This window comes from Mycoplana ramosa (assembly GCF_041930185.1).
GTDB lineage: Bacteria > Pseudomonadota > Alphaproteobacteria > Rhizobiales > Rhizobiaceae > Mycoplana > Mycoplana ramosa.
The window spans coordinates 255,090-268,083 of the sequence record NZ_JBHEEW010000004.1; the positions used below are offsets into that span (position 1 = coordinate 255,090).

The window sequence follows — 12,994 nt, forward strand, 5'->3', positions numbered from 1 at the left end:
CTCTAACGCGCTTTAATCATTACACGGCTGTTGTTGTGTATCGATTGGGTAGTCAGACATGCGTAAGAGTGTATCACCGAGTTTTGGTAAGACCGCGCCGCGGCTTCTCGTGGCGGTGTTGCTGGCCGGTGCGGCCACTGGCTGCAGCTCCGATGCCAGCCGTTTTGGCGGGCTGTTTTCATCTTCCGACGACATCACGACCAATTCGATCCCGCGACGCACGCTGTTCGGCAGCAGCAGCCCCGTACCGCGCGGGGACATGAGCAGCGCCGGTCAGGCCGTGGCGATGAATCAGCCCTATCCGGCTCAGGGTGCCGCCGCCGGCGGCTCCAGCGCCCGCATGGCGACGACGCCGATGGAGGTGCAGCGCACCGCACTGGCCGATCCGACGGTTGGGTCAAGCTCCAGCCAGCGGGAAGTCGCGATGGCGCAGCCGATTCCGGCGGCACCGAAGGCGCCGGCCACTGTCGATGCCGGCTCGGCGAAGGGGGGCAAGAGCAGCAATGGCTGGTCGACCGCCAACGCCCCGGTCGTCATGATGCGCCCGGGTGAGAGCGTGAAGACGCTGTCGAGCCGCTACGGCGTGCCGGAGAAGGAAATCCTCAAGGCCAACGGCATGAAGAGCGCATCTGACGCCGAGCCGGGTCAGAAGATCACGATCCCGGTCTTCGGTACGACGCCCAGTGCCGCCAAGGCCTCGATCGATACCGCGCTCAACACAGACAACAGGCAGCCGCTGCCCGACAAGAAGACGGGCGAGGACGTGGCGATCCTTCCCGGTTCCTCGAAGGGGCGCGACAAGGCTGTCGGTGACGCCGACAAGACCAAGGTTTCAGCCGGCGATGGCGGCAATGCCGGTGGCGGTTACGAGGTCCGGCCGGGGGATTCGCTGGCCAAGATCGCCGCCAGGAACGGCGTCACGGTCGACGAGCTGAAGAAGGCGAACGGACTGACGGCTGCGTCGATCCGTGTCGGGCAGAAGTTGACCATTCCAAGCCCGTCAGCGACCGACAAGACGATGACGGCTTCGCTCCCGGATGCGAAGAAGGCGGTCGAACCGGTTGAGAAGAAGGCCGAGGCCTACGCACCGGTGGCCAAGACGCAGACCGTGGCCGAGGTCGAGACGAAGGCGGATCTGACCGAGGCGGCCCCCGAATCAACCGGCATTGGCAAATATCGCTGGCCGGTGCGCGGCGCCGTCATCGCCGGCTATGGCGCGAACGTCGAGGGCAGCCGCAACGAGGGCATCGATATCTCCGTTCCGGAGGGGACCCCGATCAAGGCCGCCGAGAACGGCGTGGTTATTTACTCGGGTAGCAGCCTGAAGGAACTCGGCAATGCCGTTCTGGTCCGCCACGACGACGGTACGGTCACCGTCTATGGCCACGCATCGAGCCTGAATGTCCAGCGCGGCCAGAAGGTCCAGCGCGGCCAGACGCTGGCTGCGTCCGGCATGAGCGGCAACGCCGCCCGACCGAAGCTTCACTTCGAGGTGCGCAAGAACGCCTCGCCGGTCAATCCGATGACCTACCTCGAATAGCGACAAGGCAGACAAAGCAGAAAAGAGGCCCGGGAGACCGGGCCTCTTTTTCATTTCGTCAGCGGTTTGCCGAGACGGCCGGCCAGGTCCTGGATGAATTGCCAGGCCACACGACCGGAGCGCGAACCGCGTGTCGTCGCCCATTCCAGCGCTTCGGCATGGATCTCCCCGCGGTCGCCCACCAGCCCGAAGTAGTCCGCGTAGCTGTCGATCATTTCCAGGTAGTCGCTCTGGCTGCATTTGTAGAAGCCGAGCCACAGGCCGAACCGGTCAGAGAGCGAGACTTTCTCCTCGACGGCTTCGGACGGGTTGATGGCGGTCGACTGCTCGTTCTCCATCATGTCGCGCGGGAGGAGATGGCGCCGGTTCGAGGTCGCATAGAGGATGACGTTGTCCGGCCGTCCCTCGACGCCGCCGTCGAGCGCCGCCTTCAGGGACTTGTAGGATGTGTCGTCGTGGTCGAAGGAAAGGTCGTCGCAGAAGACGATGACCGGCATCGGCGCAGACTTGAGGATCTCCATCAGCGCGGGGAGGGTGGCGATGTCCTCGCGATGAACCTCGACCAGTTTCAGCGGCGTGCCCGTATCGCGCGCCGTGGCGGCGTGGACCGCCTTGACAAGCGAAGACTTGCCCATGCCGCGCGCGCCCCAGAGCAGCACGTTGTTGGCGGGCAGGCCCCTGGCGAAGCGCAGAGTATTGTCGGCCAGGATGTCCCGCACATGGTCGACGCCGCGGATCAGGCTCAGATCGACGCGATTCGGCCGGGGAACCGGCTGCAGATGCTGCCGAGCCGGAACCCAGACGAAGCATTCGGCGGCGTTCCAGTCATTCTTCGCCGGCGGCGGACCGGCAAGCCGCTCGAGCGCCGCCCGAAGGCCCGCGATTTCATTGAGGATCGCTTGCGTTTGTTCTTCCTGCACGTTTCTCACTCCTTTGCCTTCACGGCAAACATTGCTCTGGGGCGGTAGCATGTCGGTTTGGGGGTGAAAAGAGAGAAATCCCTGAATTTCCGGCAGGATTGGGGCTGTTCTGTTGCATTCGGGCTTGGCTTGCCTATATTCGCGCCGACTGCACCGAGTGGATTTTCGCCCGGCGCTACCAGTTTCAAGGAGTATTGAATGTTCATTACCGAGGCTTTCGCCCAGACGGCGCCGGCTGCCGCCCCGGGTGGCACGGATCTTCTGATGTCCGTGCTGCCGTTCCTTCTGATTTTCGTCGTGATGTATTTTCTGATCATCCGTCCGCAGCGCGCCGCGGCAAAGCGGCGGGATGAACTGTTGAAGAACATCCGGCGCGGCGACCAGGTGGTGACCGGCGGCGGCATCGTCGGCAAGGTGACGAAGGTCATCGACGACAAGGAGCTCGAGGTCGAACTTGCAGAAGGGGTCAAGGTTCGGGTCGTGCGCGGCGGCATTTCCGAGGTTCGCGTCAAGGGCGAGCCGGTCAAGGAATAACGTGATTCTCGCTCCGGCGGCGGTGTACCACCGCTCCCGGACAACCTTGTTATCCGGTTTCCTGCCGGCACGATTGCCGGGCATTTCGAGAGTGTGATGCTGCAACCTGCCCGCTGGAAAACCTTGCTCGCTTGGCTTGCCGTTTTGGCGAGCCTTGTCGTCTCTTGCCCAGTATCCTGGGCACAGATCGGCGGTCGGACCTTCCCGGCATGTCGCTGGCGCAACTTTTGCCCGGTCTTGATCTGAGCGGCGGGGCCGGGCTCGTGCTCAAGCTCGAACGTTCGGACATCGAGAATGATCGACTGGTGGCCGCGGTCAATGCGACCGGGGCCGCGCTCAGGGCGACAAAAATCCCCTATTCCGGACTCTCCGGCACCGGACGCAGCCTGTCTGTCCGGATAACGGATGGCGCGCGGACCGAGGAAGCGCGCGCTGCGCTTGCCACGCTATCCGGGACCAGGCTGACCGTGGAAGCCGACGGCGTGGTGCGGCTCGATCTGACAGATGAAATGCTCGAGCTCGCACAGGACGAGGCGGCGGCCGCGAGCCTGGACGTGGTCGGCCGGCGCGTGAGCGAAGTCGGCGGTTTGGCGGTGAACGTTCGCCGCGAAGGGCGGGATCGCATCGCCTTGCAGGTCCCGGGGTTTTCCGATCCGCAGCGGCTGAAGGACATCCTGGCGCAGCGCGGAGCGTTTTCCGCCCGCCTCGTCGTGCCAAGCGCCTCGCTCGAAAACGGACCGCCACCCGGCACCGAGGTTGCCTACACGATGGGCGAGCCGCCGGTTGGCTATGTCGTGAGCCGGGAAAGCGTGTTCACCTCAGACGATCTAGTTGCAGCTGAGGTCGTCTCGGGCGGGCAAGGGGTTGCGCCCTCGATCGCCTACCGTTTGGCCCCGGAGGCAACGGGCCGGCTGGCGGAGGCGACGCGCGACAATGTCGGGCGAACGATGGCGCTCCTGCTCGATGACCAGGTGTTGACCGCCTTCACCATTGTCGGGCCCGTTACGGACGGGCGCGGCCAGATAACCGGCGAATTCGACGAGCAGGGCGCCGTAAACCTCGCCGCGGTGCTTCGCAGCGGCGCATTGCCGACGTCCCTGACCGTCGTCGAGGAACGCTCGGTCGATCCGGCACTCGGATCGGCCTCGTTGCGCTCGGCGCTTCTGGCTGTTGGTGTCGCCGGCGTTGCGGTCACCCTGTTCATGGTTTCCTGGTACGGTGCGTTCGGCGCCATCGCCGCGATCGCGCTGGTTTTCAACCTGTTGCTGATTCTGGCGGTCGTCGCGGTGACCGGAACCGTGGTGACGCTGCCGGGCATCGCCGGGATGGTGTTGACGATTGGCATGGCGGTCGATTCCAACGTGCTGGTCTATGAGCGGATGCGCGAGGAAGCCGCCAATGGACGCCCCTTGCCGGAGGCCCTCGCATCCGGCTTCTCCCGGGCCTTTTCGACGGTGGCCGATGCCGGCGTGACGACCATGATTGCGGTCCTCGTCCTGTTCTTCCTCGGATCGGCGCCGATGAAGGGCTTTGCCGCCATTGTCGGCATCGGCATCGTCACCACCGTCTTCGTCACCTTCACGTTGACGCGCTGGCTCGCCTGGCGCTGGGTGGAGAGCCGGCGGATCACGCATCTGCCCCGAAGCGTCCGCACTGGCCTGTTCGGCGGGTTGCATCTGCGCTTCATGGCGATCCGAAACTATGTCTTCTCGGTTGTCGCGCTGGTCTCGATCGGTGTGGCCCTCCTTGTTTCGCTGAACGGCCTCAACCTTGGCATCGATTTCACCGGCGGCGCGCTCCTCCAGGTCGAGGCGAGAGAAGGAAATGCCGATACGGTGCAGATCGCCGGGCAACTGCAAGAGATGAATCTCGGTAACGTCGCGGTGCGGGTGGGCCTCGACCCGGCCATGGCCACGATTCGCATTCCTCCGCAGGGTGGCGGCGAGAACGCCGAGCAGACCTCGGCCCTGGTCGCACGCGGCGAGCTTGAGACCGATTACGACATAAGGCGGGTCGAGGTCGTCGGTCCCTCCGTTTCGGGCGATCTGATCGCGGCCGCCACAATCGGCATGGCGTTCGCGCTCGTCTCTCTGATCGGCGTCGTCTGGGCGCGGTTCGGCTGGCAGTTCGCCATCGGCGCAGTCGTCGCCACGGCGCACGATATCCTGCTGACGCTGGGTTTGTTCGCCCTGACCGGCATGGAGTTCAACATCGGCAGCGTGGCTGCCCTTCTCACCATCGTCGGCTATTCGCTGAACGACACGATCGTCGTCTATGACCGCATTCGTGAAAATCTCCGGCAATTCCGGCACATGCCGTTGCCGTTGCTGATTGATACGGCGATCAGCCAGACATTGTCGCGCACGGTGCTGACGGCTGCGACCACGCTGATCGCCCTCGCATCGCTAGCCATCTTCGGCGGCGAAATCCTCCGCGCGTTCGCGGTGGCGATGTTCTTCGGTATTGCGGTGGGGACCTTCTCGTCTATCTATATAGCCGGCCCCGTGCTGATCCTGTTTGGATTGCGGCCCGATCGTTACCGTCTCGGCGCTCGCGGGGCCCGGGCGAAAAAGGCATGACGATGGCAAAGGGCATCGAAATCCGGCAGGCGCATTTCCCCGGCCGCGCACCGATCGACGCTTATGGCAATGGCGGCTTTCGCTTCGCCGACATGTCGCATCGCGGTTCCGTGATCTTCCTGCCGTCGGGCATCTATGGCTGGGACAAGCAGGATGCGCAATCCCTGACCGCGACGGATCTCGAGCGCGTGCTGGCGGAGGCGGCGCAGATCGAGGTGCTGCTCGTCGGCACCGGACTGGAGATCAAGCCGCTTTCCAAAGAACTGCGCGCCATCCTTCGGGAGCACCGCATCAGCGCCGATCCGATGTCGACCGGCGCTGCGGTGCGCACCTTCAACGTCATGCTCGCCGAATCGCGCGCCGTCGCGGCGGCGCTGATCGCGGTCTAGTTTCAAAACCGCGCACGATACCGGACAATCCAATGCAGCAGCATCATCCAACGGACGGGCGCGACGGCAAGGCCGCTGTCGAGGCGAACTACGCCCACTGCCTCTCCGTCCTCCGCGACACTGACCGCGACCGCTATCTCGCCTGCCTTCTGGCGCCGGAGAGCCGGCGCGGACCGCTGGCCGCGCTCTACGCCTTCAATGCCGAAATCGCCCGCGTCCGGGATGTCGTCCACGAGCCGCTGCCGGGGGAGATCCGCCTGCAGTGGTGGCGCGACACGCTGGAGGGCCGCGGCGAGGGCGATGCCAACGCGAACCCGCTTGCGGCGGGCCTGCTTCATTGCATTTCCGAGCACCGGTTGCCGGTCAGCGTGCTGACTGACATGATCGAGGCACGCATCTTCGATCTCTATGACGACCCCATGCCGGATCGCGGCGCGCTGGAAGGGTATGCCGGCGAGACCGCGTCGGCGCTGATCCAGCTCGCAAGCCTCATTCTTGATCCAGCCGGTGCCGAACGATCGGCGACGATCGCCGGCCATGCCGGTGTCGCCCAGGCGATCGCGGGCCTGTTGTTGCTGCTGCCGACCCACCGCCGCCGCGGGCAGGTCTACATCCCGGGTGACCTTCTGGCCGCAACCGGGCTTGACGCTGCGGGTCTGCTCGCCGGATCGGATCGTGCGCGGATCGCCCGCTCGGTGGAGGCCTTCGCCGGTCTCGGCCGGGACCACCTGCGCAAGGCCAGCTTGGCCGGCGAGATCGCGCCGGCCAATCGCGCGGCCTTCCTGCCGGTTGCGATCGCGCCGCACGTGTTCCGTCTGGCGGAAAGGGCAGGTGCCGACGCACTGGAGCGAACGCTGCTGCCGGCGCAGTGGCGCCGCCAGTGGTGGATGTGGCGCGCGCTCCGGACGGGCCGCTTCTGAGCCCATCCGGATCCCGCACCACGGCAGCGCCTTGCCCGTAATCGTGGGCCATGTCGAATGCTCTGGATCGGCCCACTGCGGCATTTTCTTCGGCGGCACCTGCCACACGCAAAATTGGCGCAAGCCCCGCGGTGTATGACGGGTCCGATCCAACGCGGCCGTCGGGAGGATGCAAGATGATCTGGACCGTCGTAATCGCCTGCATTTTCCTTGCGGGCTATGTCTTCATGCGCCTGCGCCTTCGCGAAGAGCCCAGGCGGGCCTCAAACGACACGGGGCTGGCGATCCTCGAATTCGGCCGGGCCTATCCGAACGAGGCCATCCGCGAAGTCATCAGCACGGCAAACGGCGACAGCGTCTTTCTCCGGCTGCATGACGGCAAGGTCGGCTGCATGCGCGCGCATGGCCAGCATTTCACCAGCCACCTGATCGAACCGGGTTCGGTACACGTGCACAACAGCGCAAGCGGCATGGGTCTGATGCTGGAGTTCGTCGGAAGCGCCTCGGATAACGGCACATTCGAGTTTGCCACGAGCGGCGAGGCGGCCGAAGTATCCCTGTGGCTGCTGGGCAGCCTGTTGCCGGCAACGGATACGGACGAATCGCCGCAAGCGATGATCACCGATACCTGATCGTGGCGCCGCAGGGCTCGATGCGGATATGCGGCGCTACTTTGTCCTGACTATTGGCTGGCCTGCAGCCACTGCCGGCACGCCTCGAGCGCACGCGCGGCGGTCGCCTGTTTCTTGGCGAGGGCCTTGTCCTTGCCGCGGAACCGTTTCATCCCGTCCGGCTTGGTGATCGTTCCGGGCTCAAGTTCGGGGAACAGGCCGAAATTGATGTTCATCGGCTGAAACGAGCGTTTGCCCGGTTCGTCGTCGGATACGATGTGTCCGCCGGTGATGTGGCCAAGCAGCGCGCCGAAGGCGGTCGTCTCCGGCGGTAGCGACGGCGCCTTGCCGCGCCGTTCGGCCGCCGCAAAGCGTCCGGCCAGCAGGCCGATGCTGGCGCTCTCGACATAGCCTTCGCAGCCGGTGATCTGTCCGGCGAAGCGCAGTCCGGGCCGGCCCTTCAGCGTCAGTGAACGGTCGAGCAGGATCGGGGACTGCAGGTAGGTGTTGCGGTGGAGGCCGCCGAGCCTGGCGAACTCTGCGTTCTGAAGGCCGGGAATCATCCGGAAGATCTCGGCTTGTGCGCCGTATTTCAGTTTCGTCTGGAACCCGACCATGTTGTAGAGCGTGCCAAGCGCGTTGTCCTGTCGGAGCTGGACCACCGCATAGGGCTTGACGGTCGGGTTGTGGGCGTTCGTCAGGCCCATCGGCTTCATCGGGCCGTGACGCAGGGTTTCCCGGCCGCGCTCCGCCATCACCTCGATCGGCAGGCAGCCGTCGAAATAGGGCGTGCCCTCCCATTCCTTGAAGCCGGTCGTGTCGGCAGCGATCAGGGCGTCGACGAAGGCATTGTACTGCGCCTCGTCCATCGGGCAATTGATGTAGTCCTTGCCGGTTCCGCCCGGCCCGACCTTGTCGTAGCGCGACTGGTGCCAGCAGATGTCCATGTCGATGGAGTGGGTATGCACGATCGGCGCGATGGCGTCGAAGAATGCCAGCGAATCCGCGCCCGTGCGCTCCTGGATCGCGGCGGCAAGGCCCGGAGCCGTCAGCGGTCCTGTCGCGATGATCACCTGGTCCCATGCCTCCGGCGGCAGCCCGGTGATTTCCTCGCGCACGACCGTAATCTGCGGGTGGCCCTCGATCGCAGCCGTGACGGCCGCGGAAAAGCCCTCGCGATCGACGGCGAGCGCTCCGCCGGCCGGGACCTGATTGGCGTCCGCCGCACGCATGATCAGCGAGTTCGCCAGCCGCATCTCGGCATGAAGCACGCCGACCGCATTGCTGCTGGCGTCGTCCGAGCGAAAGGAGTTGGAACAGACCAGTTCTGCCAGCCCGTCGGTCTTGTGCGCGTCGGTACCGCGCACGCCACGCATTTCGTGCAGGATGACCGGGATGCCGCTTTCGGCAATCTGCCATGCCGCCTCGCTTCCGGCGAGGCCGCCGCCGACAACATGGATGGGAGAGTGGGAGGTCGAGTTCGTCATGGGCGGGTGCATATCACGCGGTAGCGGCACTTCCAATCGCCCGAATCAAAAACGGCACCGAATGGTGCCGTTTGATCGTTCCTCGCGCGTCGCCGTGATCGGCCGCAGCGTCGGAATTCGGCTGTCTTAGCGGAAGGAACGGGCTGCGATGCTGCGGATGTCGTGGCGGGTCAGGCCGATGTCGGACAGCGTGTGGTTGGACAGGTTGCCGAGTTCGTTCAGGGTACGGCGGTAGCTGATCCAGTTCTTGGCAATGCGAATCGGGTTCATGGTTCTTCTCCTCACAGGGTTGACCGGGATGTCTCGTCCTCGGTTGTTGATCTCTATTTACTCACTTTGCCCGGCTTTGTGCAGTGCAAAGAAAGTGCAGCTGCCATGCATTTGTGCATTGCAGTGAACGGCAAATGTGCGTGCACGCTGTTTGGGTGATATGTTCTTGTAATGGCACGGTTTTGAATACGCAAGGGCTGGCCGGGGAAACAATGCTGCGCTGCGATGATGCGGCAAAGAAAAACGCCCTCCGGATCTCTCCGGAAGGCGTTCAAACGTGGATCGCGAAGACCGTCGGTCGGGCTTACTTGACGGCCTGGCGGGCAACGTACGGAATGTCCGAACGGCCGATGCCGAGGTCGCTGAGCTCGCGGTCGCTCATACGGCCGAGCTCGTTGACCGTCTGACGATACTTGCGCCAATTGCTGAAGGAACGTGCGAGGTTCATGGTCGTACCCCTTTCCTGGGTTCTGCGGCTGACTGCCTCTATCGGCGTCGCCCTGATCTGATGACCGAGATATAGGCTGAGCGGGGTGCGAATGACAGAGACAAAGCCGAATGGCAGTCATGCGTCCAGCGCATGTCAAGTAGAAAATTGACAAATTTCTGCCCAAATGGCGCGCATATGCCGCAGGGTTTGCAACGGCTCTGAGCATGCAATTTTGTTGCAGAGCAATAAAGCGCGACGCCCGCCGGGGGAGGAGATCCGGCGGGCGTCGCTATCTTGATTGGCAACTGGGAGGAGGAGTGCTGCCAATCGCATCGGGCTAAGCTGGGAGGAGGAGTGCGTCGCCCGATTGACACCTGCTATATAGAGGCCAGTCGCGCCGGTTTAAAGGGGCAATGGTGAATGCCACCCATGCAATAATGTCGCAGCCACGTGTTGCTCTGGTATCGAAATTTGACAGATACATGAATGACATGGCTGAATTGGGGGGGCAGATCGACCCGCCTGCGGGTGCCGCCATGTATCGTCAGCAAACGGGTGCGGGGCGGAATCAACAACGCCCGCCGGGGGAGGAGATCCGGCGGGCGTCATTAAGGGTGATTGGCAACTGGGAGGAGGAGTGTTGCCAATCGCATCGGGGCGGCACTGGGAGGAGGAGTGCGCCGCACCGAATTCTGTCGACCACCTCTTCGGTGGACGGGCCTTTCCGGGGATCCCAGATGGCTGGCCAGTGCCACTTCGCTGCATCGTCCGTCGCGCTTGGCGCCTGGATTTCTGCGGCTTCGGTTCGTTTCCGTTCCGATGTTTGGAATATAGTCCGGTGAATCGGATTTGTGCAGTGCAATATGGGCATGGATGATATGCGTCAGACGCATGTCACAGACGCGGCCTAGGGCGCGGTGGCCCGGAAATTGCGGCTCAAGGATTGTGCGGCTCGTATTCAGGTGGGAAATGGCGCCGGACCCGGCAAGGGGTTAGGGAAGGCCTGCCGCTGGGATCTTCCGCTGCAGTTGTGTTGTCTGTCGCTTGCGCGCTAGTCTGTCGCCGGCAAGGGCGGGCGACCGAGCGCCGCCAGTGCGCCTATCGGGAAGGGTTGGGTATCGATGTATCGGGGACGATTGGAGCGGGACCTGAGAGTTTGGACCGAGAAAGGTCTGATCGATCGGGCGACGGCCGGCAGGCTTCTGGCCGACTATGACCAGCGCGACAGCTCGTTCAGCCTCGGCCGCGTGCTGATGGTGATCGCAGCATTGCTGCTCGGCGGTGCGGTGCTGCTGCTGATCGCGGCGAACTGGGAGGTGATCCCGCGGGTCGCCAGGCTCGTCGGCATCGTCGCGCTGATCTGGTCTGCGCATCTTGCGGCGGGCCTGCTTCGCAACCGCGGCGCCCTGCGTCTGTCTGAGGCCGTTCTCGTTGCGGGCGTGCTGTTCTTTGGCGGCGCGATTGCGCTCGTCGGCCAGATGTACCATCTGTCCGGCGATGCGACCGAGGCCGCGCTCGCCTGGTTTGCCGGTGCGACCATCGCCGCGCTTCTATACCGATCCGTTGCGGCCACGGCGGTCTGCGGCTTCCTGGCATTCCTGGTGGCCGGCGTGGAGTGGTCCGGCACGTTTGGCGTGGAGGACAGGCTGCTGCTTTGGCTGATGCCCGCCATGGCGCTGGTGGTGATCGGCCTCGTTCGCTTCACCGGCGCATCGCGGGCACGCCACCTCGCCTATCTGTTGATGATGGCCTGGGTCCTGCTTCTCTACGGAGAGTACGAGAGCCCCCCGATGGCGCTGGCAATCGCCGGGATTGGCGGCGCGTGCTATCTGCTTGCCACGCTACGGGGCTCGCCGTTGCGGCCGCTGGCTGCAAGCGCCGGGGCCGCGCCGGCCTTCTATGCCTTCTCGCTGCTGCTGATCGGCCTTGCGATCCTGCATCTCGAGACGAACAGCGTCGGCGAGCGGCTGCTGCTCGGCATCGCGGTGCTTGCCGCCGCCATCGCCGCCATCGCGCTGTCCGGGCGCGACAATGGCGCCGTGCGCTATCTCGCCTATGCTGCCTTTGCCGCGGAAGTGCTGTACTTGGCGGCGGAAACGCTCGGCTCCATTCTCGGCACGTCCGGCTTCTTTCTCATCTCCGGCCTGGTGGTGGCAGCGATCGCCTGGATCGTCATCCGCCTGGAGCGGCGTTTGGCCGTCCGAACCAACCTGGAGACAGGGCAATGAGCAAACCCGTTTCGTTCTTACGGATTTCTCCCTTGCTGGCCGCCGTTGTGGCCGCGCTGACGCAGACGGCCGTTCTCGGCTACATGGTCGAAAGCCGGGCATCGATTCTGCGCAACGGCGTGGATGTCCGTTTGAAAACCATGCCGGTGGACCCGCGCGATCTTTTACGGGGCGACTACGTGACGCTTGGCTACGCCATCTCGACGATCGGACGGTCGATCATCGTTGGCGAGACGCCGAAAACGCCAGGGCGCCAGATGATGGCGGTCCGGCTCGTGCCAGGTGCCGATGGGCTATGGAGTGCAAGTCAGGCGTCGTTCGGTTCCCTGCCGGAACAGCCCGGCAGCGTCGTGGTGCGCACCTTGCCGTTCGAATACCATCCCGGTGCGGACGGCGCGGTGCCCGAAACGCTATTCATCTCCTACGGGATCGAGCGCTACTACGTCCCCGAGGGCGAGGGCAGAGCGCTCGAGGAGGGGCGCAATGCGCAGGCGCTTGAAGTGGACGCGCGCGTATCGTCGACCGGCAGGATGCAGATCCGGCAGATCGTGCTGGACGGCAAGCCGGTCTATGAAGAGCCTCTCTATTGATGTCGCGGGGATTTTCGGATGATTTCCGCGAGGTTCCCAGCACCTTTAGGACCAGCCGCGGCAAGCGCCGTCGCCATCACATTTTCGCTTTGATCCCTGCCGAACGGGTGCTATAGAGGCGCCGCGCTCGGGAGGCGCGCCCATCGTGGGCGCCGGACGGCAAAACCGCTGATGCGGCTTTCTGAACGCGGGTATGGTGAAATTGGTAGACACGCCAGATTTAGGTTCTGGTGCCGCAAGGCGTGGGAGTTCAAGTCTCTCTACCCGCACCAGAAGCTCTTTGGCTTGGCATACTGCGCCTCGCCCATAAAGTCCGGCCGCAGACCTCCGAAGGAGGGGCGGCACGGCCTGAATTTGGCGCATGAGAATCCATCGAACGCAATTTCGATGGGCGGATCATGCGCGGCAGCGCCATTTTGCTTGCCAAAAGGCCGCCGATAACAGTAAAGCCACTCCCGGCAAATAGACCCGGAGGGGTGCCCGCCAAAGGACCGGT

General features: G+C 64.2%; 11 protein-coding genes, 1 tRNA gene and 1 pseudogene. 9 read left to right on the plus strand and 4 right to left on the minus strand.

Going from position 1 to position 12,994, the window contains the following annotated elements; genetic code table 11:
* The first annotated feature begins 58 nt into the window (after window positions 1-58).
* Window positions 59-1,540 (plus strand): peptidoglycan DD-metalloendopeptidase family protein, encoded by a 1,482-nt coding sequence (locus tag JNC62_RS07260; RefSeq protein WP_374837337.1) that lies wholly within the window; start codon window positions 59-61, stop codon window positions 1,538-1,540.
* A 50-nt stretch (window positions 1,541-1,590) separates the two neighbouring features.
* On the opposite strand, the gene JNC62_RS07265 is transcribed toward JNC62_RS07260, so the two are convergent.
* Window positions 1,591-2,460, minus strand: coding sequence for an ATP-binding protein (locus JNC62_RS07265; RefSeq protein WP_374837339.1), 870 nt, complete (start codon window positions 2,458-2,460; stop codon window positions 1,591-1,593).
* Window positions 2,461-2,658: 198 nt separating this feature from the next.
* On the opposite strand from JNC62_RS07265, the gene yajC reads away from it, so the two are divergent.
* From yajC to JNC62_RS07290, 5 genes and pseudogenes are all read left to right on the plus strand, one after another.
* Window positions 2,659-2,994, plus strand: a complete 336-nt coding sequence (gene yajC / locus JNC62_RS07270) for a preprotein translocase subunit YajC (RefSeq protein WP_374837341.1) — start codon at window positions 2,659-2,661, stop codon at window positions 2,992-2,994.
* 245 nt (window positions 2,995-3,239) lie between these two features.
* Window positions 3,240-5,573, plus strand: a pseudogene (gene secD, locus JNC62_RS07275) (protein translocase subunit SecD); the annotation flags it as partial.
* A gap of 2 nt (window positions 5,574-5,575) precedes the next feature.
* A complete protein-coding gene (locus tag JNC62_RS07280; protein ID WP_374837465.1) occupies window positions 5,576-5,962 on the plus strand; it encodes an Mth938-like domain-containing protein in 387 nt (128 codons plus the stop codon).
* A 32-nt stretch (window positions 5,963-5,994) separates the two neighbouring features.
* Window positions 5,995-6,882: a phytoene/squalene synthase family protein gene (locus JNC62_RS07285; protein WP_374837345.1), complete on the plus strand. Its 888-nt coding sequence runs from the start codon at window positions 5,995-5,997 to the stop codon at window positions 6,880-6,882.
* Window positions 6,883-7,058: 176 nt separating this feature from the next.
* Window positions 7,059-7,514: a hypothetical protein gene (locus JNC62_RS07290; RefSeq protein ID WP_374837347.1), complete on the plus strand. Its 456-nt coding sequence runs from the start codon at window positions 7,059-7,061 to the stop codon at window positions 7,512-7,514.
* A 50-nt stretch (window positions 7,515-7,564) separates the two neighbouring features.
* Here JNC62_RS07290 and trmFO read toward each other — a convergent pair whose 3' ends face one another.
* From trmFO to JNC62_RS07305, 3 genes are all read right to left on the minus strand, one after another.
* Window positions 7,565-8,980: a methylenetetrahydrofolate--tRNA-(uracil(54)-C(5))-methyltransferase (FADH(2)-oxidizing) TrmFO gene (gene trmFO, locus JNC62_RS07295; protein ID WP_374837348.1), complete on the minus strand. Its 1,416-nt coding sequence runs from the start codon at window positions 8,978-8,980 to the stop codon at window positions 7,565-7,567.
* Between the two features lie 126 nt (window positions 8,981-9,106).
* Window positions 9,107-9,250, minus strand: a complete 144-nt coding sequence (locus JNC62_RS07300) for a YjiS-like domain-containing protein (RefSeq protein ID WP_192244419.1) — start codon at window positions 9,248-9,250, stop codon at window positions 9,107-9,109.
* A gap of 304 nt (window positions 9,251-9,554) precedes the next feature.
* Window positions 9,555-9,698, minus strand: a complete 144-nt coding sequence (locus tag JNC62_RS07305; RefSeq protein WP_374837350.1) for a DUF1127 domain-containing protein — start codon at window positions 9,696-9,698, stop codon at window positions 9,555-9,557.
* A gap of 1,103 nt (window positions 9,699-10,801) precedes the next feature.
* On the opposite strand from JNC62_RS07305, the gene JNC62_RS07310 reads away from it, so the two are divergent.
* The 3 genes from JNC62_RS07310 to JNC62_RS07320 all read left to right on the plus strand — a co-directional run bounded on the left by JNC62_RS07310 (window position 10,802) and on the right by JNC62_RS07320 (window position 12,770).
* The gene (locus tag JNC62_RS07310; RefSeq protein WP_374837352.1) at window positions 10,802-11,908 is read left to right on the plus strand and encodes a DUF2157 domain-containing protein; all 1,107 of its coding nucleotides are present in this window, start codon (window positions 10,802-10,804) and stop codon (window positions 11,906-11,908) included.
* The gene (locus tag JNC62_RS07315; protein ID WP_374837354.1) at window positions 11,905-12,498 is read left to right on the plus strand and encodes a GDYXXLXY domain-containing protein; all 594 of its coding nucleotides are present in this window, start codon (window positions 11,905-11,907) and stop codon (window positions 12,496-12,498) included. Before JNC62_RS07310 ends, JNC62_RS07315 begins: the two co-directional genes overlap by 4 nt.
* Before the next feature lie 187 nt (window positions 12,499-12,685).
* Window positions 12,686-12,770: transfer RNA gene (locus tag JNC62_RS07320), tRNA-Leu, on the plus strand.
* Window positions 12,771-12,994 lie beyond the last annotated feature (224 nt).

Excerpts from the sequence above, each read along its gene's own strand:
- JNC62_RS07260 (WP_374837337.1), top strand. The coding sequence starts at position 59 with ATGCGTAAGAGTGTATCACCGAGTTTTGGTAAGACCGCGCCGCGGCTT.
- yajC (WP_374837341.1), top strand. The coding sequence starts at position 2,659 with ATGTTCATTACCGAGGCTTTCGCCCAGACGGCGCCGGCTGCCGCCCCG.
- JNC62_RS07280 (WP_374837465.1), top strand. The coding sequence starts at position 5,576 with ATGGCAAAGGGCATCGAAATCCGGCAGGCGCATTTCCCCGGCCGCGCA.
- JNC62_RS07285 (WP_374837345.1), top strand. The coding sequence starts at position 5,995 with ATGCAGCAGCATCATCCAACGGACGGGCGCGACGGCAAGGCCGCTGTC.
- JNC62_RS07290 (WP_374837347.1), top strand. The coding sequence starts at position 7,059 with ATGATCTGGACCGTCGTAATCGCCTGCATTTTCCTTGCGGGCTATGTC.
- trmFO (WP_374837348.1), bottom strand. The coding sequence starts at position 8,980 with ATGACGAACTCGACCTCCCACTCTCCCATCCATGTTGTCGGCGGCGGC.
- JNC62_RS07300 (WP_192244419.1), bottom strand. The coding sequence starts at position 9,250 with ATGAACCCGATTCGCATTGCCAAGAACTGGATCAGCTACCGCCGTACC.
- JNC62_RS07305 (WP_374837350.1), bottom strand. The coding sequence starts at position 9,698 with ATGAACCTCGCACGTTCCTTCAGCAATTGGCGCAAGTATCGTCAGACG.
- JNC62_RS07310 (WP_374837352.1), top strand. The coding sequence starts at position 10,802 with ATGTATCGGGGACGATTGGAGCGGGACCTGAGAGTTTGGACCGAGAAA.
- JNC62_RS07315 (WP_374837354.1), top strand. The coding sequence starts at position 11,905 with ATGAGCAAACCCGTTTCGTTCTTACGGATTTCTCCCTTGCTGGCCGCC.